We start from the raw sequence: 22,845 nt of genomic DNA, 5'->3' as shown, positions 1-22,845 counted from the left end.
AAATCCCGGCCTCTTTTTTTGGCGGTCGCCCCACAGCTTCGGCGCCAGAGCTATTCCGAAGGCGGCAATCCGCCTGCTACTTGACCCGTTCTGTTACTTGACCCAGCCTGTTACTTGACAATGACGATGCTGGTGTTGGCGGGGCCGAAGACCTCGACCAGCTGATAGAAATCGGCCGCTGCATCCGGATGCAGCCGCACGCAGCCATGCGAGGCGGGACGGCCGAGACGGCCGATGGCATAGGTGGCGTGAACGGCGTAGCCGCCGCTGAAGAACACCGAATGCGGCATCGGCGCATTGTCGTATTTCTTCGAATACCACATCTCATGCATGCGGGTCGGCTTGAACGAGCCGGTCGGCGTGATGTGCATCCTGTCACCGGTCGACACCTTCCACGTGTAGGTCGGGCGGCCGTCGACCGTGACCTCCATGATCTGCTGCGACAGCGAAACCTTGGCGACGATCTGATTGGCGTGAGCGGCGCTGCCGGCGCCGAAGAGCAGCGCTGCACCGGTGAACGCCGCGGCGGCGACATGGATGAGCTTGGCGGAAATATGCATGACGATCCCTCTCTGTTTTTTGCCGGTCGAGCCGGCTTCATTCGATGGATCGCCTTATCGAGGGCGCCTGTTTCAGTTGAATTTCGCTTAATGCTCGTTTCTGTTTCGAATCTGTTTCCAAAAGTTAACGCCGGAGGTCCCAAAACTGGCAGAGACAGCCACTCAATTTGCAACTAGCGGGGCATGCTGCAGCGCAAACGAAAGTGTATTTGACCCTTATATGACGGTCTGACAGCCAATTTCGAAACCGATCTGCAACAAACCGCCTCTCCGGCGGCATGATCTGGATACAGGCCGGCGTCAGGTTGACGTAACGGGAACAGACATCTGCAAACGAAAATCGAAACTCCGCTCCCAGGTTTCCCAGGATCAGTGTCGCGGCGATCGTGCTCGGCGGCGCCGGCTCAGTGGCCGGCACCTCGGTGACGGCACAGGCGACGATGAGTTCCGGCGAGGTTTCGACGCTGCACATGGCTCTGTTCATCGCCACGGTCTGGATCGTTTCCAGCCTGCGCGTCCACCGGCTGAAGGCCCTCTGGCGGGTTGGCCTTCGGCTGATGAGGACACGCGGCCCCTCCGGCTGCTTGCTGCCGAGAGGACCGAAGGCCCGCGCCGCAGCGGGGGGCTCCGTCGGCGGCGCGGGCGCTTCGGGAGTTTCCTGAAGCACCAACGATTTCGAGATTTGGGGATTTAAAGAGATGAAGACGAAATTTGCTGCCTCTGTGCTTTCCGCACTTCTTTACGCGCAAGGCTTGCTGGGCTTTGCCGCGCTTGCGACGGTACTGCTCAGGGAGCACGCCCAGGCGGAGATAACCGCCAGCGCCGACCTGTCATCCGGCCCCTCGGTCATCGTGGTGCGCTGAGCGCCAGGCGTCGGAGCCAAATGACCGCCGCTTTGGGGAGCCCGATGCTCAAACGGCTCGCTGACTCGAGCTCATTCGTTGCGCGAGACCGGCGGATCGAACCGGTAGCCGGCGCCCCTGATGGTGATGATGGTCTCGGTGTCGAGCTTGCGGCGCAGCCGCACGATGCGCGAGTCGATCGAACGGTCGAAAGCGTCGGCATTCTCGGCCGGTGCGGCAGCGATGATGTCGTCGCGCGTCAGCACCTTGCGCGGGCTCGCCAGAAAAAGCTTGAGCAGCGCCACCTGACCCGGGGAAAGCTGGTCTTCCGCGCCGGAGCGATGCATGACCATGGCCGACCGCAGGTCGACGGTGGCGTTCTCGAGCACGATCAATTCCCCGCCGACCCTGCCGCGCCTGGTCAGCAGGCCACCGATGCGCGCGGCAAGCTCGCGCACGTTGAGCGGGCTTTCGATCACATCGGCGGCGCCAAGCTCGAGCGCCAGAACCTTGTCGACGAGATCGCGCGGCCGGCAGATCAGGATGAAATCGGGACCGCCCTCGCCGCCGTAACGCCTGAGCAACTCCCGACCTTCCGCTTGGCTGACGTCGTCGCCGATGATCACGACATCGATATCTCCGGACGAAAGCAGCGTCTCCGCTTCCCATGGCTGGCGCGCCTGGCGCACGTCGTGCCCGCGCCGGTCGAGATGATTGGCGAGATCGCCCGCCACCGCCTCGGCGACGGACACAAGCGCAATGACGGATCGTGCGGCCATTTTTTCCACCCCGCCACAGACAACTCGAGATGAGTGCTGGACATCATGTTTATACCCAATCTACTTTCCACTGAAAGCGGGAGCGAGCGCGTCGTGAAGGCACGAATCATCGTCGTTGAGGACGAACCGGATCTGAGGGAAGCCGTTGCCGAGTATCTTGGCGCCAACGGCTATGACGTCGTCACGGCCGAGAACGCCGCGGCAGCGCGCGCGCTGTTCGAGGCTCAGTCCTTCCACCTCGCCATCCTCGACATCGCCATGCCCGGCGAGGACGGACTGTCGCTGGGCCGCTGGCTGCGCTCGAAAACGCCGATCGGCGTCATCTATGCCACGGCCGCCGGCACCGCGCTCGACCGCATCGTCGGGCTGGAGCTCGGCGCCGACGACTACATCGTCAAGCCATACGAATTGCGCGAGGTGCTGGCACGGGTGCGCAGCGTGCTGCGTCGCGTGCCGCAGCTGGCCGAGCCGCAAACGGCGAAGGCCGAAACCGGCAACCGCCGCTTCATGAATTTCGGCGGCTTCCAGGCCGATTTCGACGGCCGTCTGGTCATCGGCGCCAATGGCGCGGTCATCGAGATGGCCAAGAGCGAGTTCGACGTGCTCGAGGTTTTCCTCACCCGCGCCAACCGGCTTCTGACACGGTCGGCGATTTCGGAAGCCATCGGCTTCGTCGAGGATCCGGAATCATCGCGCGCGGTCGACATTCGCATCATGCGATTGCGCAAGAAGATCGAGGCCGACCCCGCCAATCCAAAATTCCTGCGCACAGTGCGTGGCGAAGGCTATATCTTCTCGCTGCCGGGCGGCGACAGCAATTGAACCCGCCCAGTGCATGTTGCGCAAAAGTGCGCAGCGGTTTTGGGCAACATGCATCACAAACACAGGCTTAAGCGTGCCGCTCGATCCTTTTCGACGCGACGCGCCTAAGCGGGTTTCGAGAGACAGCCGACCATGACTGCTGATGCAGCACGTCCCGATATGCATGGCTCGCGTCCGGGTGGCGCCGCGATGGCGGCCGTCCATGTCGTGCGCCGCCTGCGCGAGGCGGGCGACTGGCAGCGCGAGATGGACGGCATACTGGAAACGATGTGCCGCAAAATGGAATGCCAGCGCGGCATTCTCTTCCGCTTGCGCGAACTGCCGGGCGAAGGCTTTGCCCAATCCGTCGCCGCCTACTGGATCAATCCGGATTTCGGCGGCGAACTCGCCTCCCCCACCGTGATCATGCAGTCGATCATCAACTCGGACTCGCTGCTGGAGCGGCTGCAGGAGGACGAGCGGCAGGGCAAGATCTTCTCCGGCCACACACGTAACCTCGACGGCTTCCTGAGAGCCGATTTCGAGAAACAGAACATCAAGTCGTTTCTGTCGGTCTCGGTTTTCGCGCATGGCCACCTTTGGGGCACGCTCGCCGTCAATGACTGCGTCGCCGAACGCGAATGGACGGATGAGGAAGAAGCGACGCTGCACATCATCGCTTTGGCCATCGGCGACGCCATCGAGCGCTCGCCGTCCGAGGCGCATGCCAGCGAAGTGATCCGCCGCACCATGCTGCAGGCCTCGCTCGACGCCATCATCGTCATCGACGAGTCGGGCTCGATCATCGAATTCAATCCAGCCGCCGAGAAGATGTTCGGCTTCCAGCGCAGCGCCATCCTTGGCAAGGACCTGCTCGATACCATCGTTCCGGTCTACTACCGCAAGGGCTATGCGTCAGGCGCCGACTACATGGCCGGCCGCGGCGCGCCGATGGTCGGCCAGCGGCTGGAGACCGTTACCCAGAACGCTGCCGGCGAGATTTTCCCGATCGAACTGACCGCAACGGAGATGCGCGTTGCCGACCGCCGCCTGATCTTCGGCTCGATCCGCGACCTGCGCGAAAAGCTGCAGGCCGAGGAAGAAATCAACCGCCAGCGCGAGAAGCTGCACCAGAACGAGAAGATGGCTGCGATGGGCTCGCTGCTGGCCGGCGTCTCGCACGAGCTCAACAACCCGCTGGCGGTGGTGGTGGCGCAGTCGACGCTGCTGCACGAATTCGCCAGCGACCCGCAGACCAAGGTGCGCGCCGAGAAGGTGCGCGCCGCCGCCGAGCGCTGCGGCCGCATCGTCAAGAGCTTCCTGTCGATGGTGCGGCTGCACCCGACCGAGCAGGCCGAGACGGACCTCAACCAGGTGGTGCGGGCGGCGCTCGAAGTCACCGCCTATGGCGCGCGTTCCAGCGGCATCATCATCGACACCGATTTCGCCACCGGACCGCTGCTTGCCATGGCCGACGCCGACCACGTCACGCAGGTCGCGGCGAACTTCCTCATCAACAGCCAGCACGCGCTGGCCGGCATCGCCGGCGAGCGGTGCATCAAGGTACGGACGTTCCGCGGCGAACGCGGCGATCCGGGCTTCTCCGTCGAGGACAACGGCCCGGGCATTCCCGAGACGATCCGCTCGCGCATCTTCGAATCCTATTTCACCACCAAGCCGGTCGGCGTCGGCACCGGCATCGGCCTGTCGATCTCGAAATCGATCGTCGAGCGCCACAAGGGCAACATATGGTTCGAGGAGGCAGAGCCGCACGGCGCGCGCTTCGTCGTGCAACTGCCGGCGATCGAGGGCAAGGGCGCCACGCCCGGCGAAGGTCCGGCGCGGTCGAGCGGGCTGCGCCACGCGCTGGTGATCGACGACGAGCCGGACGTCGCCGCCTCGTTGTCCGACATTCTGGAACTGATGGGTCTGAAGTCGCGCGTCGTGGCAGGCTGGACATCGGCTGGCGACGTGTTGAACGGCTATATGCCGCCCGACATCGTCTTTTCCGACCTGCGCATGCCGGGCATCAGCGGCATGGCGATCTACCGCGAACTGCTGGCGGAACGGCCGGGACTGGCGCAGCGCTTCGTGCTGGTCACCGGCGATCTGATCGGCGCCAAGGCGGAGATCGAGGCGCTGCCGCCGCAACAGCGGCCGCAGATCCTGGAAAAGCCGTTCTCGACGCTCGATGTCCGCGGCGTCCTCGCAACGATTGCCGACGAAGCCGCCGCCGACAACGGCGCCCACATCTGAGCGCGACTGGTCTGGGGCCAGAACGAGATCGCAAAAAGGCGCCGGCGAGCTTTGAACTGGCGCCAGCACAGGGTCCATTCAGATTCAGGTCAGGCCGAGTCGAAAATGGCGGGTTCCGAGAACCGGAGCGGAGCGTACTTGAAGTACGCGAGCACCGGCCTACGCGGGCCGTAGCCCTGATTTAACCGCCACGCCACCATGAGTGCTTCGGCCGGCGAAGGCCGGAAGCGCAGGAAGCCCGCATTTGCAGGCCGGCCTTACCTGAATATGGATAGACCCCGAAAAAAGAGGCTCCCGACCGACCATGCGGCGGGAGCCTGACTCGAGCGCTGGAGGGTGCGCTCAGGGGAGGTCGTGATAATCTCTTAAAAAACGTTCGGCGTGTTGGTGGGAGGCGCCGCGTTGGCGATCATGCGCACCGCACGCTCCCTGTGCTGGCCGGACTGCTCGGCGATTGCGCGCAGGCAGTCGACGCTCTCGGCGCCCCAGTTCTGGCCCTTGCAGGCAAAGTCGATCAAGGGTTCCGGCAGGCGGGCGGTCTTGAGCGTGGTCTGCGCACCCTCGATGACATTGGCCGGCGGATTGATCGATGCGAAAGCCGGGCCGGAGGCGGGCGCAGCCAGCATGCCGACGAAGGCGCAAGCGCCGATCAGCATGAACATCGCCATCGGATGATCGCTGGCGCGCTGGCGCAGCGCAAGCTTCGGCCGGCGGTCATTACGCTCCGGTCCGTCCAGGCGGCGGTTGGTATCGGCAGCGCGAACTTTCGCAAACATCGGTTGTCCCCTTCGTTATCTTTCTTTTTGGTATGAAACGAACTTAATCGCACCAGGTAACAGCCGGATGATTGGCGGCGACTGCCTGTGTAACAGGATTTGAAACAGGCACCGGCTACCCGGCATGCTCACCCTGCCGCAACATTCGACTTCCGCCGAAGCCGGTCGGCGGACATATGCACCCGTCGCGGCCGGCTGACTGTAAACAGCCTCACACAGCAACGCTTGAATCCAGCGCGTCGCCTCTGTCTGCCGCACGCCGCGTGCCACCGAAACATGCCGTCCTCGATAGCTATCGGCGCTCGGAATTGCTGTTCCGCTTCCTCGATTAAGGCTCGGATTTTCCGGGATTTTTCCGGCTCGGGCTGGCTTCGGCTTGCAGCCATGAAATTTTCATATTTCCGCAAGCCATTGCATTTCAATGAAAAATATGCTTATATTGAATGAGTATTCAACAAAAAGAAGAGCCTGCCCCATGAACCCGCACCTCCGTGACGTGGCGATCCCCAACGATTGGGACCGGCGGGGTTTGCCGGGGTGGAGTTATCATTCCAACGCCCTTCTCGAGATCGAGAAGGAATACGTCTTCCGCAATCATTGGCAGATCGCCGGCCACGTCTCCGACGTGCCTGACCCTGGCGACTATCTGACCATGGACGTGATCGGCGAACGCGCGCTGATCGTGCGCGGCAAGGACCGCGTCGTGCGCGCCTTCAACAACATGTGCCGCCACCGCGGCAGCCGCGTCGTCGCCGATAGCCAGGGCAATTGCAAGAACGCGCTGGTCTGCCCGTTCCATGGCTGGGTCTACAATCTAGACGGCACGCTGCGCGGTGCGGCCCGTCCGCGCTCCTTCCCCGAGCTCGACAAGACCGAATTCGGCCTGATGCCGCTCGACCTCGAAATCTGGATGGGCTTCATCTTCATCCGCTTCCGCAAGGGAGGCCCGCAGCCTTCGGTGGCTGAGCTCCTGAAGCCGATCGAGGCCGAAATGGCGCATTACAATGTAGCCGACATGGTGCCGTCCTGGGGCATCTGGACGCAAAAGTCGCCGGTCAACTGGAAGTCGGTGCGCGACGTCGACAATGAAGGCTACCACGTCGCCATGGCGCATCCGGCGCTGCAGGACCTCTATGGCGCGACCTATTTCGACGAACCCTTCATCAAGGGCGTGTCGCGGTCCTTCGCCACCTACAATCCGCACGCGGGCCGGCGCTGGAGCGTGCGCGAATACCTCAAGCTGGCTCCCGATGCCTCACACCTGCCGGAGCATCTGCGCAAGGCCTGGATCTACTACGGCATCTTCCCCAACAACGCGCTGTCGATCATGCCGGAATCCGTGCAGTTCTATCAGGAGTTCCCGCTGTCGACCGGCGAGACGCTGCTGCGCGGCGCCATCTACCGCTACAAGGACGAGACACGTGAACAGGCGGCGGCGCGCTACCTCGCCTACCGCATCGACCGCGACACAATGAACGAGGACGTGCAGCTTTCGGTGTGGTCAAACGAGTCCATGCTGTCGGAAGCCTTCGAGGGTTTCTACCTCTCCGACCTCGAATATGGCGTGCGCACCCACCACGACCACCTGCGCAAGCAGGTTCCGGTGCTGAACCTCGAAACGGCGCCGGAGGAAAAGGACATGTGGGGGCTGAACGACGCGCTGAGGTCGAGGGGGCAAGCCTTCTTTCCTTCTCCCCGTTCTACGGGGAGAAGGTGCCCGAAGGGCGGATGAGGGGCGGCGCCAGCGCCTCGCGATTGGCTTGCCGTCAACCTCAGAAGACTATCTTCTGAATGGAATGTTGTAGCCGGCGTAGCGCAGACCGGTGAGGTTATCGCCTAAACGGATGAGTTCCCTCATGCACGGCCAACAGCCAATGTCAGCGCCGCCCCTCATCCGCCCGTTGGGCACCTTCTCCCCGTGAAACGGGGAGAAGGAAAGGCCGTCACCCGCGCCAGACCCCTTCTTTCCTCAAATCATCCATGGTCCGCGAAATCCCCTCGCGCAGGATCGCCACCATATCGTCGACCTGCTCGCGTGAGATGATCAGCGGCGGCGACATCACGCACATGTTGATCAGCGGCCGCACCAAAAGGCCAAGCTCGTGGCAATGCGCGTCGATGCGTTTTCCGACATCCTTGTCGAGCTGCAGTGGATCCTTGCTGTCGCGGTCGGCGACGCATTCGACGCAAGCCATCAGGCCGGCGCCGCGCACCTCGCCGACCAGCGGCAGCTCTTCCAACGTCTTCAGCCGCGCCTGGAAATAGGGCGCGATCTCGCGCGTGTGCTGGAGCACGCCCTCTTCCAAGAGGTCGAGGTTCTTCAGCGCCACCGCGCAGCCGATCGGATGGCTGGTGTAGGTGAGGCCATGACCGAACAAGGCGTCGGGATGGTTCGAACGGCGCAGTTCTTCAAGCAGCCGCTCGGAGATGATGACGCCGCCGAGCGGGAAATAGCCCGATGTCACGCCCTTGGCGAAAGTGATCATGTCAGGCTCGATGCCGAACACATCGCCGGAGGCGAAGACGTGGCCGAGCCGCCCGAAGCCCGTCACCACCTCGTCCGAGACAAAGAGGATGTCGTTCTCGCGGCAGATGTCGCGGATGCGTTTGAGATACCCGTCCGGCGGCACGATGACGCCCCCGGAAGCCTGTACCGGCTCGCCGACGAAGGTGCCGATCCGATCGGCGCCGACGCGCGCGATCGTGTCACGGAACTGGTCGACCAGGAAATCGGTGAAGGCGGCGATGCTCATGCCCTTCGGCCGCCGGAACGGATCGGGCGAGGATAGCTTCACCACCAGCTCGTCGGCGCCGTCCATCCAGTCGCGGTCGCGCGGGCGGCCATTGAGCGAGGCCGACAGATAGGTCGAGCCGTGATAGGCGCCGCCGCGGCTGAGGATCAGCTTCTTCTCCGGCCGTCCGCGCACATTGTTGTAGAACTGCATGAAGCGCAGCGCCGTCTCCACCGCTGACGAGCCGCCGGTGGTGAAGAAGGTATGGCTGAGGTCGCCAGGTGCTGCATCGGCGATACGCCGCGCAAGCTCGGCCGACGGCGCATTCATCGTATACCATGGCGTGTTGTAGGACAGCGCCATCGCCTGGTCGTACATGACCTTCGCCAGCTCCTCTCGGCGATGGCCGACATTGATGCACCACATGCCGGCCGGGCCGTCGATCAGCCGCTTGCCGGAGGCATCGGTGATGTAGATGCCGTCGCCCTCGGCGATCAGCGCACGCGCCTCGTTGCCGACCGAGCCGGCATAGGGCCAGGGCTGCACGAGATGGCGCTTGGCGAGCGCGACCGCGTCGTCATCGCCGGGCTCGACGAGTTCGCTTGCCTTGATCTTGCTTTGAGCCGCCATCTTCGCCTCACATCATCAGGTTGCAGAATTTCCTTGGACATCAAGGGGTGCGGAAAGCCGTGGAAATTCGGCCTTTCTTCACTTGATTTTGAATGTCCGTTCAATCAATATTACAGAAATAGCGCTTGATTTCAATCGGCGGATGCGCTCATGATGAAAGAAAGCCGGCAAGCCAGGGAGCGATCACGCTCCAAGCATAAATCGGGAACAGGCAGCCGGCGCTACGAATGGGAAGGCCGCATGGCGGGACAGTCCGAGCCAGCTACTGAAATCACGCCCGGAGCGCTGCAATGACGGCGGCGGCGGAAGGGTCGCCCCCGTTACGCATGGCGGGATTGAGACGAAGCCCCCTTCTGCAATCGGAAGCCGTCCAGGGCTTTGCCCTGATCAGCCCGACCTTCGTTTATGCCCTTATTCTTCTCGTCCTGCCGATCCTGGTCGTCATCGCGCATTCCTTCTGGACGCAGCACTATCTGACCATCGACCACACCTTCACGCTGGAGAACTACCGGATCGCGCTGACAGAGCCGATCTACCGCGACCTGCTCTGGCGCTCGCTCTACATCTCGCTGACGGTCAGCCTACTCACCGTGGCCCTGGCCTATCCGATCGCCTACTTCATCTCCTTCCATGGCGGCCGCCACAAGAGCCTGTGGCTGTTCCTCATCACCATCCCGTTCTGGACGAGCTACCTGCTGCGCGTGATGTCGTGGAAGGTGATCCTCGGCTACAACGGCGTGCTCAACTCCGGCCTGATGGGCCTTGGCATCATCGACGAGCCGTCGACCGCGCTGCTTTATAATTCCACAGCCGTCATCATCACGCTCACCCATGCCTGGGCGACCTTCGCCATCCTGCCGATCTTCGTTTCGCTGGAGAAGGTCGACCGAACCCTGGTCGAAGCGGCGACCGACCTTGGCGACGGGCCGCTGCGCTCCTTTCTGCGCGTGACCCTGCCGCTGTCGGCGCCCGGCGTCATCTCGGCCGCGCTGATCGTCATGATCCCGACCGTCGGCGACTATGTCACGCCCAAGCTGGTCGGCGGCAAGGACGGCGTCATGATCGCCAATGCCATCCAGGCGCAGTTCGGCAAGGCGTCGAACTGGCCGCTGGGTGCTGCGCTCTCCGTCACCACCATGATCATCGTCTCGCTGATGGCCGGTGCCACCGTGCTGGTCTTCCGCGCCCTGCAGAGGCTGGCGCGATGACGGCGATAAGACGCTTCCTGCCCGGCTGGCTGTCGAGTTACGCCGTCCTCTATTTGCTTTTCCTTTATCTGCCGGTGATCTTCCTGCCGATCTTTTCGATCAACACGGCAGCGACGCCGAAGTTCCCGCTCTCGGGTGTCACCCTTCATTGGTATGAGGATCTGCCGCGCACGCCGGCGTTGATCGACGCCACCTGGAACAGCCTCATCGTCGGCGTCTCGGCCTCGATCCTGTCGACGGTGCTCGGCATCCTCGCCGCCCGCTCGATCACCCGTTACCGCTATCCCGGCCGCCGCGCCATCAACGGCCTGATCATGGCGCCGCTGGTGCTCCCCGAGGTGATCGTCGCCATCTCGATGCTGCTGGTCATGCTTCAGCTCGGCTTGAGCCTGTCGCTGTTCACCGTCGTGCTCGGCCACGTGCTGGTCTGCATCCCCTACTCGATGACGGTGCTGACCTCCGGCTTCGAAGGCTTCGACCGAAGCCTCGAGGAAGCCTCCGCCGATCTCGGCGAAAGCGCCTTCGGCACCTTCCGGCGCGTGACGCTGCCGATGGTCGCGCCGGCGATCATCTCCAGCCTGCTCGTCTGCTTCACCATCTCGCTGGACGAATTCATCATCGCCTTCTTCCTCACCGGCACCGAGGCGACGCTGCCGATCTACATCTGGGGCCAGCTGCGTTTTGCGGCCAAGCTTCCTGGCGTGCTGGCGCTTGGCACATTGCTGCTCTTGGCGTCCTTCGTGCTGATGACAATTGCCGAGATCCTGCGCCGCCGCGCGGCCAGACGCACCCACAACGAGGGAGGCCTCTATGCTTGAGCGGGTCCAGTCCCAATCAGACCGCACCATGATCGAAATCCGCGACGTCACGCGCAGCTACGGATCGTTCAAGGCGCTGGACAATGCCTCGCTGGCGATCCGGGAGGGCGAGTTCTTCTCGCTGCTCGGGCCCTCCGGCTGCGGCAAGACCACGCTGCTGCGCATGATCGCCGGCTTCGACACGCCGACAAGCGGCTCCATCGCCGTCGACGGCCAGCCGATGGACGGCATTCCGGCCAACCGGCGGCCGACCAACATGGTCTTCCAGAGCTATGCGATTTTCCCGCATCTCGATGTCGAGCAGAATGTCGCCTATGGGCTGAAGCGGCTGAGGCTCGGCGCCGGCGAGGAGAAGCGCCGTGTCGAGGAAGCGCTGGCGCAGGTGTCGCTGACCGGTCTCGGCAAGCGCCACGCCACCGAGCTCTCCGGCGGCCAGCGCCAGCGCGTCGCGCTCGCCCGCGCGCTGGTGATGCGGCCCAAGGTGCTGCTGCTGGATGAGCCGCTTTCAGCACTGGACAAGAAGCTGCGCGAGCAGATGCAGGTCGAGTTGCGCCGGCTGCAGCAGGCGGTCGGCATCACCTTCGTGCTGGTCACGCACGACCAGTATGAGGCCCTGGCGATGTCGGACCGCATCGCCGTGATGTTCGGCGGCCGCATCGCGCAGGTCGCCTCGCCGAAGGAAATCTACCAGCGCCCCGTCAATCGGCAGGTGGCCGATTTCCTCGGCGGCATGAACTTCGTCAAGGCCGAGATCGTCGAGGAAAACGGCGCTTCGCTGCTGCTCAACACGCTGGGTTTCGGCCGCGTCAGGACCGACAAGCCGAGGGCTTTCGTGCGCAACGGTGGCGCCGCCACGCTTGGCATCCGGCCGGAGCGGCTGCGCGTGCTATGGGATAACACGACGGCGAAATTCGAAGTCGCCGGCAAGGTCGTCGAGCGCCACTATTTCGGCGAGATCACGCATCTGATCGTCGAGATACCGGGGCTGGAAAAGCCGCTTTCGGTGACCGAGACCAACGATTTCGGCGCCGACGACATTCCGGTCGGCGCGCCGATCCGTCTCGCCTACGACCCCGAGGCGCTGGTGGCGATGGCCGACTGAATCTTGGCCGCCGCGATGCGTCCCGCGACGATCGCCCCCTCGACATAGCCCGGGAAAGATGGCGAGACTTCCGAAGCGGCGAAATAGACCGGCGGCGCGCCGGCAAGGATGATGCGCTCGGCATCGCGCGCCGTCACGTCGACGATGAGGTCGCTATAGGCGCCGCCGCTCCAGGGGTCGTTTGTCCAATCGCGCGAGCTGAAATCGATGATCTCGGCGGCCTGCGGGCCGAGCGCATCGACAAGCTTTGCCGTCACCTCCGCGCGCAGCGCCGCCTCGCCCAGTTGGCGCCAGCGCAAAGCGCGCGGCCCGCCGACGAAGACGGTGAGCGCGGCATGCCCGGCATCTTTGCTGGCATCGCAGGCAAACAGGCCGGGCAGGTCGCGCCACATCACCATGCCGCTCAAATCCCGTTCGCGCCAGAACGGCCTGGCATAGCGCACCAGCATCTTGATCACGGCGCCGCTTTCCCAGACACCGAGCGCCTTCGATAAGGCCGGCGGCAAGGCGGGCGCGAAAGCGAGCTTCGCGGCCGTTGCCGGCGGAACCGCAACGAGCACCGCCTGCGCGTTGATCAGGCCGCTGGGGGTGGCTACGCGAACGCTTTGCACCCCATGCTCGATCCGCATGACCGGCTCATTCGGCCGCAGCCGATCGCCGAGATCGCTCGCCAGATCGTCGGCGAGCGACTGCATGGTCTCGCCCAAGGAATATTGCAGCTCCGGCACCTCATTGGTGATGCGGCGGTCATTATCGATGAGATACCACAGCGGCACCTTGTGCAGCGGCAGGCACCACAGGCCCTCGATCATCGACCGAAAGCCGGCCTTGGCATCGGCGTCATCCTGCTGGCGTTCAAGCCAGTCGGCAACGCTCAAGCCGGTGATTGCCGGATCGTCCGGCTCGATCCTGTTCATGCGCTCGCGGATCGCCATGGCGGCGCGATACATGCGCTCGGCCTTCGCGGCCGACATCGACGGATAGGTGATGAATTCGCCGTCGACATAGGTTTCGACGAATGTCTTGCCGCGCGCCGCAGCCAGCGCCGTTACTTCAGGCATGTCCTCGCAGAAAAACTGGCCGCCGCTGTCGATCATTTCGCCGAGCCCGTTTCGGATGGCTTCGACGCGCCCGCCGACGCGGTCGCGTGCCTCCAGGACAAGGAAATCGATGCCGGCGCGCTTCAGTTCGAGCGCGGCGGACAGGCCGGTGAAGCCGGCGCCGACGATGACGACGTCGGTCCTTGCAATGATACTGCTCAATAGCCGGCCTTGATCTTCTCGAATTCGGCGACCATCCGCTGCTTGAGGTCCGGCGCCACCGGCTGCTGGAACAGCGTCTTGTCGAGGAACTTGTCGAGGTTGTCGAAGCCGCGCTCGGTGAGCAGCTTCTGGTCCATCGCCGCCATGCCGGCACTGTTGCCGTGACCGTAGCCGAAGGTCTTCACCATATACTCCGAAACATCCGGCGCGTTGACGGCGCTGAGGAAATCATAGGCCTGGTCGAGCTTGCCCGGCGCGTCCTTCATCAGCACGTAGCCGCACACCCAGGTCGAGATGCCTTCCTTGGTGTCGCGGTTCATGGCGATCGGCATGCCTTGCCCCTTCAGCGTCACATAGGTCTCGTTCCAGCCCCAGACCAGGTCGACCTCGTTGCCGGTGAAAGCCTGGTTGAGATCGGTGTCATCGGTCCAGTAGAAGCGGACATTCTTGTGTACGTCGCGCAGGAAGGCGGAAGCTTGACTGAACTGTTCGTCCGTCATCTTTGTCCAGTCCTTCAGGCCGATGACCAGGCTTGCCAGCGCATAGGCGTCATCGACATTGTCGCCGATGGTGACGCGGCCCTTGAACTTCGGATCGGCGAAAATCTTCAGCGACTGCGCCTCCTGCGCCGTCACCTTGTCGGTGCGATAGAGCAGCGAGGTGTTGCCCCAGTCGAAAGGCATGAACCACGCCTTGCCGTCGGCGGTGGTGGCAAGATCCTTCATCGCCATGATGCCCGGATTGAGATCCTTCCAGCCCGCGATCTTCGAGGTATCGAGCGGCTGCAGCAACCCGGCCTCGCGCCATTTCACCACGCTTTGCGAGCAGGGATGCGCGATGTCGGCCTTGAAGCCGGCGCGCATCTTCTCGAAGGCCTCGTCCTCATCGCCGAAGAAGGAGAAGGTCGGCTCGGCGCCGTGTTTGGCGGCATAGGCCGGATGCAGCAGCGGGTCCTCGTAACCGGACCAGTCGAAGACGACGAGGTCGCCGCCACCTTCGGCAAGCGCATAGGCGCTACCCGCGCCGACGGTGACGACGGCGGCCAGGGCAAGGCGGCGAAGCATGGATTTCATGACGCGAGAACTCCCCCATCGCAAACGGTTGAAGCGAAGTTAGGAGAATTCAGGAGCTTTGGCGAGCCCGCCTGCTTCGTTCGAAGGGGAAGCAGGCGGGTCTTGGGGCAAAGCTCAATAGCCGGCTTTGATCTTCTCGAATTCGGCGATCATCTTGAGCTTGAGCTCCGAGGGCAGCGGCTGCTGGAACAGCGTCTTGTCCACCCATTTTTCCACGTTGTCATAGCCCTTTTCCTTCAGCATCGCTGGGTCGACGCCGGCCATGCCCTTGGCATTGGCCTGGCCGTAGCCCCAGTCCTTGACCAGCGTCTTGGCGACTTCGGGATCGTTGACGGCGTTGAGGTAGTCATAGGCCTTGTCGACATTGCCGGGCGCGTCCTTGAACAGCACGTAGCCGCACACCCAGGTCGAGATGCCCTCGTCGGTGTCCTTCCTGGACTTGATCGGCACGCCCGCGGCGACCGACTGCACAGTGGCGTCGTTCCAGGCCCAGGCGAGGTCGACTTCGCCGCCGGAGAGCAGCTGGACGATGTCGGTGGTGTCGGTCCAGTAGGAACGCACATTCTTGTGCACCTGGCGCAGGAAGTCGGACGCCTGCTTGAATTGCTCGTCCGTCATCTTGGTCCAGTCCTTGAGCCCGATGGCGAGGCTGGCCAGCGCGTAGGCGTCGTCGACATTATCGCCGATCGAGACCCTGCCCTTGTATTTCGGATCGGCGAACACCTTCAGCGACTGCACGTCCTTTTCGGCGATCTTGTCGGAGTTGTAGGTGAGCTGGGTATCGCCCCAATCCCACGGCATGAACCACGCCTTGCCGTCGGGGGTCGTGGCGAGGTCCTTCATCGCCATGATGCCGGGATTGAGGTCCTTCCACCCGGAGATCTTGGAGGTGTCGAGCGGCTGCAGCAAGCCCGCCTCGCGCCACTTCACCACGCTCTGCGAGCAGGGATGGCCGAGATCGGACTTGAAGCCGGAGCGGATCTTTTCGAAGGCCTCGTCCTCGTCGCCGAAGAAGGCGAAGGTCGGCGAGTCGCCGTTCTTCTCGACATATTTGCCATGGAAGCTCGGATCCTCGTAGCCGGACCAGTCGAACACGACCAGGTCCTTGTCGGCGGCGACGGCGAACGCTGCCGCCGAGGCCGCGAGCGCGCCGCCAAGCGCCAAAGTCAAAGTCAGGCGTCGGCTGAGTTTTTTCATGCTGTTCCATCCTCTTTTGGTCTTGCCGGTCTTGTTTGGCCGGCTGTTGCTAAACCCGGCTGTTGCTAGCCATAGTGTTTCGGGAAGGCGGCGGCCAAAAACGCGTTCGCCGCCTGGAATGCGGTCTCTCGCGTGGTGTCCTCGGTCCCCATCATCAGCCGCAGCCACAAGCCCTCGAGCATTGCGCTGAGCGCCAGCGCCATGACCTGCGGGTCAAAGGCGTAGGAGCCGCTTTGCTTGAGCGTCGTGCAAAGGTCGATGAAGACCTGCTGGTAATAGGCGTCGCGCGAGCTGCTCAGCGCCTGGTAGGTCGGCCGCGACTTGGCCTCGCCCCAGAAGGCGAGCCAGGCGGCGAGCTTGCGCTTGTTGCAGATCGAACGGTCGAAATCGGCCCACACCAGTTGCTGCAGCTGTCTCGCCGGATCGTCGCCGGCCTTTTGCAAGGCGGTGCGCCAATGCGCCGAATACTCGTCATACATGTGCTGCAGCGTAGCGATCAGCAGCTTTTCCTTGCTCTCGAAATGGAAGTTGACGATGCCGCGCGACAGACCCGCGCCGTCGGCGACATCCGCCATCGTCGTTTCGGCATAGCCGCGCTTGGCCAGTGAATCGATCGTCGCCTCGATCAGCTGCAGCTGCCTGACCTCTTTCGAGGCCTTGCGGCCGCGCTTTTCGGCGTCGCCTTTCTGCGCCGATTCAGCGGCGTTGTCGGTGGCCTCTGCAGTCTTCATGGGCGTGACGGTCTCCAGCATCGCCGGCTATCCAACCGGCTTCCAACCGCGCAGATGAGTGGGACGGTGCTCGCCACTGTCAAGAACCTTCTGCATCGCCTCCCAGGTCTTGATGTTCTTGTCGACATAGGCCACGCCGACCGCCGCGGCGGCTCCGCGGTAGAGCGGCCCCTTGAGCCGCGACAGCTCTTCGCGCGCGACCTCGCGGTACCATTGATTGCGGTCGCGGACCGTGATGTCGGCAAAGCCGGCGCGCCGCATTGCTTCGGCGTAGCGCTCCGGCGAGGCCATGGCGAAGGACAGCCCCTCGGCCGCGATATAGGCCTTCATCTCAGGCGACGGCTCGCCATCATGCGAGATCATCCAGTTGGACGCGGCAAAGACGCCGCCCGGCTTCAGCACACGGAAGATCTCGGCAAACAGCGCGTCCTTGTCGGGCACATGCAGCAGCGCGTCCTTGGAGAAGACGACATCGAAGGAAGCGGCGGCGAAAGGCAGCGGTCCAGGCGGCGCCTGGACGAAGCTGACGCGATCCTCGAGGCCTTGCCTTGCCGCCCCTCGCCGCGCCGTCTCGATCACCGGTTTTTCGACGTCGAAGCCGGTGGCCCGAGCCGCATTGTGCCGGGCAACCAGATGCAGCGTGATGCCGCCGGCGCCGCAGCCGATATCGAGGATCGTCTTGCCCTTGAGCGAAAGGCCTTCGACCACGCGGTCGACCTCGTCGGGACCGCCCGGCGACAGGTAGCCGTCGCCCCAGAGCGCTTCGAGGAAGCGGATGGCGGTGTCATCATATTCCGGCTCGGCGTCAGCCGTTTCGATCATCGGATCCTAGCCCCAATGCCGATGTGGGCCCGTTTGGTGATTCAGGCCAGAAATGTGTGCAAAGCCTACCGCATCAACGGGAAAACGCAACACCATTTGTTGAACATTCATTCAATATGGCTGGACAAAAAACTGTGATCCGTGCCAAATTCCGGCAATCGGGGAACAAAACGCACCGAGCAATTCCAGGAAAGTGTGAAGCGGTTGCCGTCCGGAATTGCGTGAAAACAAGAAGATAGGCAGCCCGAATGGAGGTTCAGCGCGTATGAAGGCATGGGACGCGATTGTCATCGGTGGTGGCCACAACGGGCTGGTCAACGCCTGCTACCTGCAACGCGCCGGCTTGGATGTGCTGGTGGTCGAGAAGAACGACTGGGTCGGCGGCGCGGCCACCAGCCGCGAGCTGACGCCGGGCTTCCTTTATTCCAACTGCTCCTATGTCTGCTCGCTGTTCCGGCCCGAGATCATGCGCGACCTGGAGCTGCCGCGCTTCGGCCTGCAGGTGATCTCCTATGAAGGCGGCGCGGTGTTCACGCGCGACGGCGACTACCTTGCAAACTACCGCGATCACGACGCGCATCGACGCGAGTTCGCGCGCTTTTCCAAACGCGACGCCGAGGCCTATGACCGCTATTCGCGCGACGTCACAAGACAGTGCCGCTTCATCCAGCCGCTGCTGATGCGCACCGCGCCCGACCCGACCAGCTTCAGGCCGCGCGACCTCGGCGAACTGCTCTATCTCGGCAAGAAGTTCGCCGGGCTCTCGGCCGAGGAGATGGCGCTGACCCTGCGCTTCTGGACGATGTCGATTTCGGACTTCCTCGACGAATATTTCGAGACCGACGTCATCAAGGCGAACTTCGCGCTTTCCGGCATCATCGGCACGGCGCTTGGGCCCATGTCGCCCGGCACGGCCTATGTGCTCCTCCACCACTATATGGGCGAGGTCGATGGCTCGGTCGGCGCCTGGGGCTATGCGCGCGGCGGCATGGGCGCCGTCACCAAGGCGCTGGCCGCCTCCTTCAAGGCCTCCGGCGGCACCATCCGCACCGGCGCCGAGGTCGACCATGTGCTGGTCAGGAACGGCAAGGCCAGGGGCGTCGTGCTGGCCGGCGGCGAGGAGATCCATGGCAAGCTCGTCATCTCCAATGCCGACGTCAAGCGCACCTTCCTCAAGCTGGTCGAGGAGAAGGAACTGCCCGACATCTTCCTGCGCCGTGTCAGGAACTTCAAGATCCGCGGCTCGTCCGGCAAGGTCAACATCGCGCTGGATTCGCTGCCCGAGTTCCCGGCCCTGCCGAAGGATTCGCCGGTCTACCGCGCCGACATGCATTTCACCGATTCCATCGAGCGCATGGAGCGCGCCTATGACGACTGGAAGGCCGGGCGCTGGTCGGCCGATCCCTTCCTCGACATGATGATCCCGACCACGCTCGACCCGACTATGGCGCCGCCCGGCAAGCATTTCATGAGCTGCTTCGTGCAGTACGCGCCGCCCAAGATCGACGGGCGCGACTGGACTGATGCCGACCGCGACGGCTTCGCCGAAAGCGTGATCTCCCAGATCGCCGGATATTCGCCGGGCTTTCGCGACCGCATCGTTCATATGGAAGTGCGCACGCCGCGCGAGATCGAGGCCGAGGTCGGTCTCACCGAGGGCAACATCTTCCAAGGCGAGCTCACCTTCGACCAGCTGCTGTTCAACCGCCCGGTGCCGGGCTACGCGCAATACCGCTCGCCGGTTGGCGGGCTCTATATGTGCGGCTCCTCCACCCATCCGGGCGGCGGCGTGATGGGCGCGCCCGGACGCAACGCCGCCGCCGAGATCCTGCGCGATCTCGCCAAGCCAACCCTGCATATGAGCCCGGCCCATGACGTCATCTGATTTGAACTGGGACGCCATCGTCATCGGCGGCGGCCATAACGGCCTGGTCGCCGCCGCCACGCTGGCCAAATCCGGCCGCAAGGTGCTGCTGCTCGAGGCCGGCAACGAGGTCGGCGGCGCGGCGCGCACCGAGGAATTCGCGCCCGGTTTTCGCGTTTCCACGGTCGCGCATCTGCTCAATCGCCTGCATCCCGATGTCACGAAGACGCTGGAGCTGGAGCGCCACGGGCTTAAGGTCGAGCGTGGCGATTTCGTGCCCTCGGTGGCGCTGTCGAAGGACGGTCCGCTGGTGCTGCACGGCGCCTATGGCGAGGTGCTGGCCGGCGCCAGCCCTTCGGAACAATCCGCCTGGAAGGAGTTGCGCGCGCAGCTGCTGCGTTACGCCGGTATCCTGAAGCCGTTCCTGTCGCGCCAGCCGCCCGACCTTGCCGGCATGTCGCTCGCTGAAATGACGGGCCTCGGCCAGACGGCGCTGGCGCTGAAGAAGCTCGGCAAGGAAGACATGCGCGACTTCCTGCGTGTGCTTCTGATGAACGTCTATGACCTGCTCGACGAGCAGCTCTCCGACGACCGGCTGAAGGGCCTGCTCGCTTTCGACGCCACGCTCGGTTCGCATCTCGGCCCGCGCTCGCCGACGTCGCTGCTCGGTCTCTACTACCGGCTGGCCGGCGAGATCGGCGGCCTCGCCGGCGCGCAGATGCAGCCGAAAGGCGGCATGGGCACCATCGTCGCCGCCATCCGCGCGGCAGCCGAAAAGGCCGGCGTTTCTATTCGCCAGGCATCGCCGGTCGCCAAGGTCATCGTCGAAAAAGGCCGCGCCGTCGGCGTCGTCACGCAAAGCGGCGAAATGTTACGGGCAAAGACCGTCGTCTCCGCGATCAATCCTGCAACGACGATCCTCGATCTGGTCGGTCCGCGCGAGGTCGATATTGGCTTCGTCCGCAAGGTCAAGAACATCCGCATGAAGGGCGATGCGGCGAAACTGCATCTGGCGCTCGACCGGCCGCCGCAATTCACCGGCGTCGACGCCGCCGGCCACAAGGGCCGCCTCGTCATTGCGCCTTCGCCCGACCATGTCGAGCGCGCCTTCAACCCGTCGAAATATGGCGAGTTCTCGCCCGAGCCGATGATGGAGATCACGCTGCCCAGCCTGATCGATGCCTCGCTCGCACCGTCCGGCGCCTGCGTGCTCTCCGCGGTGGTGCAATACGCGCCCTATGCGCTGAAAGAAGGCTGGAGCGCCGGCAAGCCGCAATTCCTCAAGGCGATCATGGCGCAGCTCGAAGCCTACGCGCCGGGCATCGGCGTGACGGTGCGCCACGCAGAGCTTCTGACGCCGGCCGATATCGAGACACGCTACCGTATCCCCGGCGGCCACTGGCACCATGGCGAGTTGCAGGCCGACCAGATGCTGATGTCGCGGCCGGTCTCCTGCTGGTCGGGCTACGACACGCCGCTCGAAGGACTGTTCCTTGCCGGCGCGGGCTCGCATCCGGGCGGCGGCATCTCAGGCGCGCCCGGCCTCAACGCCGCGCGGCGTATTATTGCGATGAGGGCATAGATATGTTTTTGCAAATCGCTAAAACCGCGCTCTACGGCGAAGGAACGCCGTCGTGAACCATCACCCCACCATCAAGTCGTCAACCGACGCCCGCACTCTCGCGCAATCCCACTTCCGCACGCTGCGGCTCGGCACACCGTTCCAGCCGCGCATCGACGCGCTGGGGTTCAAGCAGGACTGGTACAGCTGGGCCGGCTATCGCGCGCCCCATTCGCTATGGGACGAGGAACTCGAATATTTCGCCATCCGCAGCCAGGCGGCGCTGTTCGACATCTCGCCGATGACCAAATACCGGATTGAGGGTCCAGACGCCGAAGCCTATCTCGACCGCGTCACCTTGCGCGACGTGACCAGGCTCAAGCCCGGCCGGGTCCACTACACCGCATGGTGCGACGACGACGGTTTCGTGCTCGATGACGGCACCCTGTTTCGTCTCTCGCCGACACGCTTCCGGCTGTGCTCGCAGGAACGGCATCTGCCCTGGCTGCTTGACAGTGCCTTTCGGTATGAGGTGAGCGTCAAGGAAGAAACCGAAGCCGTCGCTGGGCTGGCGCTGCAAGGCCCGACATCCTTCGCCATCCTGCGCGACGCCGGTTTCGCAGGCATCGAGCGGCTGAAGGTGTTCGACCTTGCCGAGTTCCCGCATGACGGCGCTTCGGTCACCATCTCGCGCACCGGCTTCACCGGCGATCTCGGTTACGAACTGTTCGCGCCGACCGACAAGGCGCTGAGCCTATGGGACCGGCTGATGGCGGCGGGCGAGCCGCGCGGCATCCGAGCCATCGGCTACACGGCGCTGAACCGCGCCCGTCTGGAAGCCGGACTGATCGTCGCCAATGCCGACTTCACCACTTCCGAGCATGCCATCCGCACCGATCGGCTGCGCATGCCCGACGAGATCGGCCTCGGCTTCATGATCGATCCGGAAAAAGGACACTTCAACGGCCGCCGCGCCATCCTCGAAGCCCGGGCGAAGAAAAAGCTCCGCCATGTGCTGGTCGGGCTGGAGATCGAAGGCAACATTCCGGCCGAGCACGCCATCGTCTACTACCGCCGGAGTCAGGAGGTCGGGCTGGTGAGCGCGGCGATGTGGTCGCCCATGGCCAAGCGCAACATCGCGCTTGCCTCGCTGCAGCGACCCTATGGCGACACGATCGCCGACGACCTCTGGGTCGAGATTTACGCCATGCGCGAGTTGCAGTACCAGAAGCTGATGAAGCGGGCGAAAGTCGTGCCGCGGCCCTTCGTCAAGCTCGACCGCCGCACCGCCAACCCGCCGGCGGACTTTTGACCATGGCAAGCGGTGCCGAGAACCTGGAAGCCGAGGCGGAAGCGGCCGAGCAGTGGGCGCTGGTCAACACCCCGCTCGGCGAGATGTGGTCCGGCCGCACCCGCTATGCCGCGGCGATGTACTTCTACAAGCGCGGCGAGATGAACGCCGAGACGCTGGAGGTCTATCGCATCTGCGCCCGGCTCGATGCGGAAAATCCCCTGCCGATCATCCGCGACCGCGGCGTCGGCAAGGAATGGCTGCGGCGGATGGGTGGTTAGGCACACGGGCGTACGCGGATAGCAGGGCATCGGTGGCGGCACCGCGAAGGGGGTACCGCGCAATCGTCATTCTAGGGCGGAGCAAGGAGCGAAGCGACGCGGCGCAGACCCTAGAATCCATGCCGTGACTTCAACGCGTTGCCGCGGTCCAGAATCTGCTCCGCCGCGTCCTTCGACCGAGGTAACGGCATGGATTCTAGGGTCTTCGCGACGGAGCTTCGCTCCTGCTTCGCCCTAGAATGACGAAGCGAAAAGCGCG

General features: G+C 63.8%; 21 protein-coding genes. 12 read left to right on the top strand and 9 right to left on the bottom strand.

Translation table 11 applies throughout. The features are described from left to right. Window positions 1-110: 110 nt before the first annotated feature. Complete coding sequence (locus tag AC0L2L_RS13365) at window positions 111-560, bottom strand: L,D-transpeptidase (protein ID WP_473578973.1); 450 nt, start codon at window positions 558-560, stop codon at window positions 111-113. Between the two features lie 386 nt (window positions 561-946). On the opposite strand from AC0L2L_RS13365, the gene AC0L2L_RS13360 reads away from it, so the two are divergent. Together AC0L2L_RS13360 and AC0L2L_RS13355 are read left to right on the top strand one after the other, a co-directional pair. Next, on the top strand, window positions 947-1,222 hold the full coding sequence (locus AC0L2L_RS13360) for a hypothetical protein (RefSeq protein ID WP_473578971.1): 276 nt from the start codon (window positions 947-949) through the stop codon (window positions 1,220-1,222). A gap of 36 nt (window positions 1,223-1,258) precedes the next feature. After that, window positions 1,259-1,423, top strand: coding sequence for a hypothetical protein (locus AC0L2L_RS13355; protein WP_198021659.1), 165 nt, complete (start codon window positions 1,259-1,261; stop codon window positions 1,421-1,423). A 71-nt stretch (window positions 1,424-1,494) separates the two neighbouring features. Here AC0L2L_RS13355 and AC0L2L_RS13350 read toward each other — a convergent pair whose 3' ends face one another. Continuing rightward, a complete protein-coding gene (locus AC0L2L_RS13350) occupies window positions 1,495-2,181 on the bottom strand; it encodes a winged helix-turn-helix domain-containing protein (protein WP_473578969.1) in 687 nt (228 codons plus the stop codon). Between the two features lie 93 nt (window positions 2,182-2,274). Here AC0L2L_RS13350 and AC0L2L_RS13345 point away from each other — a divergent pair, with 93 nt between their 5' ends. Continuing rightward, window positions 2,275-3,003 carry a response regulator gene (locus AC0L2L_RS13345; RefSeq protein WP_473578967.1) on the top strand — a complete coding sequence of 243 codons (729 nt, stop codon included), beginning with the start codon at window positions 2,275-2,277 and terminating at the stop codon, window positions 3,001-3,003. A 132-nt stretch (window positions 3,004-3,135) separates the two neighbouring features. After that, window positions 3,136-5,238 carry a GAF domain-containing sensor histidine kinase gene (locus AC0L2L_RS13340; protein ID WP_473578965.1) on the top strand — a complete coding sequence of 701 codons (2,103 nt, stop codon included), beginning with the start codon at window positions 3,136-3,138 and terminating at the stop codon, window positions 5,236-5,238. A 365-nt stretch (window positions 5,239-5,603) separates the two neighbouring features. Here AC0L2L_RS13340 and AC0L2L_RS13335 read toward each other — a convergent pair whose 3' ends face one another. Beyond that, window positions 5,604-6,014: a hypothetical protein gene (locus tag AC0L2L_RS13335; protein WP_473578963.1), complete on the bottom strand. Its 411-nt coding sequence runs from the start codon at window positions 6,012-6,014 to the stop codon at window positions 5,604-5,606. Window positions 6,015-6,489: 475 nt separating this feature from the next. Here AC0L2L_RS13335 and AC0L2L_RS13330 point away from each other — a divergent pair, with 475 nt between their 5' ends. Then, window positions 6,490-7,746: an aromatic ring-hydroxylating oxygenase subunit alpha gene (locus AC0L2L_RS13330; RefSeq protein ID WP_473578961.1), complete on the top strand. Its 1,257-nt coding sequence runs from the start codon at window positions 6,490-6,492 to the stop codon at window positions 7,744-7,746. A gap of 211 nt (window positions 7,747-7,957) precedes the next feature. On the opposite strand, the gene AC0L2L_RS13325 is transcribed toward AC0L2L_RS13330, so the two are convergent. Continuing rightward, complete coding sequence (locus tag AC0L2L_RS13325) at window positions 7,958-9,376, bottom strand: aminotransferase (RefSeq protein ID WP_473578959.1); 1,419 nt, start codon at window positions 9,374-9,376, stop codon at window positions 7,958-7,960. A 290-nt stretch (window positions 9,377-9,666) separates the two neighbouring features. Between AC0L2L_RS13325 and AC0L2L_RS13320 the strand changes: the two genes are divergently transcribed. The 3 genes from AC0L2L_RS13320 to AC0L2L_RS13310 are packed head-to-tail and all read left to right on the top strand — an operon-like array spanning window position 9,667 to window position 12,504. After that, entirely contained in the window at window positions 9,667-10,584 is a 918-nt protein-coding gene (locus tag AC0L2L_RS13320) for an ABC transporter permease (protein ID WP_473578957.1), read from the top strand. Further along, the gene (locus AC0L2L_RS13315) at window positions 10,581-11,402 is read left to right on the top strand and encodes an ABC transporter permease (protein ID WP_027166562.1); all 822 of its coding nucleotides are present in this window, start codon (window positions 10,581-10,583) and stop codon (window positions 11,400-11,402) included. The genes AC0L2L_RS13320 and AC0L2L_RS13315 overlap by 4 nt, the downstream gene beginning before the upstream one ends. 28 nt (window positions 11,403-11,430) lie before the next feature. After that, a complete protein-coding gene (locus tag AC0L2L_RS13310) occupies window positions 11,431-12,504 on the top strand; it encodes an ABC transporter ATP-binding protein (protein WP_473579209.1) in 1,074 nt (357 codons plus the stop codon). On the opposite strand, the gene AC0L2L_RS13305 is transcribed toward AC0L2L_RS13310, so the two are convergent. From AC0L2L_RS13305 to AC0L2L_RS13285, 5 genes are all read right to left on the bottom strand, one after another. After that, on the bottom strand, window positions 12,468-13,766 hold the full coding sequence (locus AC0L2L_RS13305; RefSeq protein ID WP_473578955.1) for a flavin monoamine oxidase family protein: 1,299 nt from the start codon (window positions 13,764-13,766) through the stop codon (window positions 12,468-12,470). The genes AC0L2L_RS13310 and AC0L2L_RS13305 overlap by 37 nt on opposite strands. Next, on the bottom strand, window positions 13,763-14,839 hold the full coding sequence (locus tag AC0L2L_RS13300; protein WP_473578954.1) for an extracellular solute-binding protein: 1,077 nt from the start codon (window positions 14,837-14,839) through the stop codon (window positions 13,763-13,765). Before AC0L2L_RS13300 ends, AC0L2L_RS13305 begins: the two co-directional genes overlap by 4 nt. 114 nt (window positions 14,840-14,953) lie before the next feature. Continuing rightward, a complete protein-coding gene (locus AC0L2L_RS13295) occupies window positions 14,954-16,036 on the bottom strand; it encodes an ABC transporter substrate-binding protein (protein ID WP_473578951.1) in 1,083 nt (360 codons plus the stop codon). Window positions 16,037-16,101: 65 nt separating this feature from the next. Further along, the gene (gene betI / locus AC0L2L_RS13290) at window positions 16,102-16,788 is read right to left on the bottom strand and encodes a transcriptional regulator BetI (RefSeq protein ID WP_473578950.1); all 687 of its coding nucleotides are present in this window, start codon (window positions 16,786-16,788) and stop codon (window positions 16,102-16,104) included. Window positions 16,789-16,794: 6 nt separating this feature from the next. Next, on the bottom strand, window positions 16,795-17,589 hold the full coding sequence (locus AC0L2L_RS13285) for a class I SAM-dependent methyltransferase (RefSeq protein ID WP_473578948.1): 795 nt from the start codon (window positions 17,587-17,589) through the stop codon (window positions 16,795-16,797). A 265-nt stretch (window positions 17,590-17,854) separates the two neighbouring features. Between AC0L2L_RS13285 and AC0L2L_RS13280 the strand changes: the two genes are divergently transcribed. From AC0L2L_RS13280 to AC0L2L_RS13265, 4 genes are read left to right on the top strand one after another with little or no spacing between them, the layout of a single operon-like run. Next, entirely contained in the window at window positions 17,855-19,474 is a 1,620-nt protein-coding gene (locus tag AC0L2L_RS13280; protein WP_473578946.1) for a phytoene desaturase family protein, read from the top strand. After that, window positions 19,461-21,035, top strand: coding sequence for a phytoene desaturase family protein (locus AC0L2L_RS13275; RefSeq protein ID WP_473578944.1), 1,575 nt, complete (start codon window positions 19,461-19,463; stop codon window positions 21,033-21,035). Before AC0L2L_RS13280 ends, AC0L2L_RS13275 begins: the two co-directional genes overlap by 14 nt. Window positions 21,036-21,087: 52 nt before the next feature. Beyond that, on the top strand, window positions 21,088-22,326 hold the full coding sequence (locus AC0L2L_RS13270; RefSeq protein WP_473578942.1) for an aminomethyl transferase family protein: 1,239 nt from the start codon (window positions 21,088-21,090) through the stop codon (window positions 22,324-22,326). Between the two features lie 2 nt (window positions 22,327-22,328). Then, window positions 22,329-22,586 carry a hypothetical protein gene (locus AC0L2L_RS13265; RefSeq protein ID WP_473578941.1) on the top strand — a complete coding sequence of 86 codons (258 nt, stop codon included), beginning with the start codon at window positions 22,329-22,331 and terminating at the stop codon, window positions 22,584-22,586. Window positions 22,587-22,845 lie beyond the last annotated feature (259 nt).

The sequence above is a fragment of the Mesorhizobium sp. WSM4832 genome, assembly GCF_055811115.1.
The sequence above is the reverse complement of the archived record's forward strand: the minus strand, read 5'-3'. Positions and strand labels throughout refer to the sequence as shown.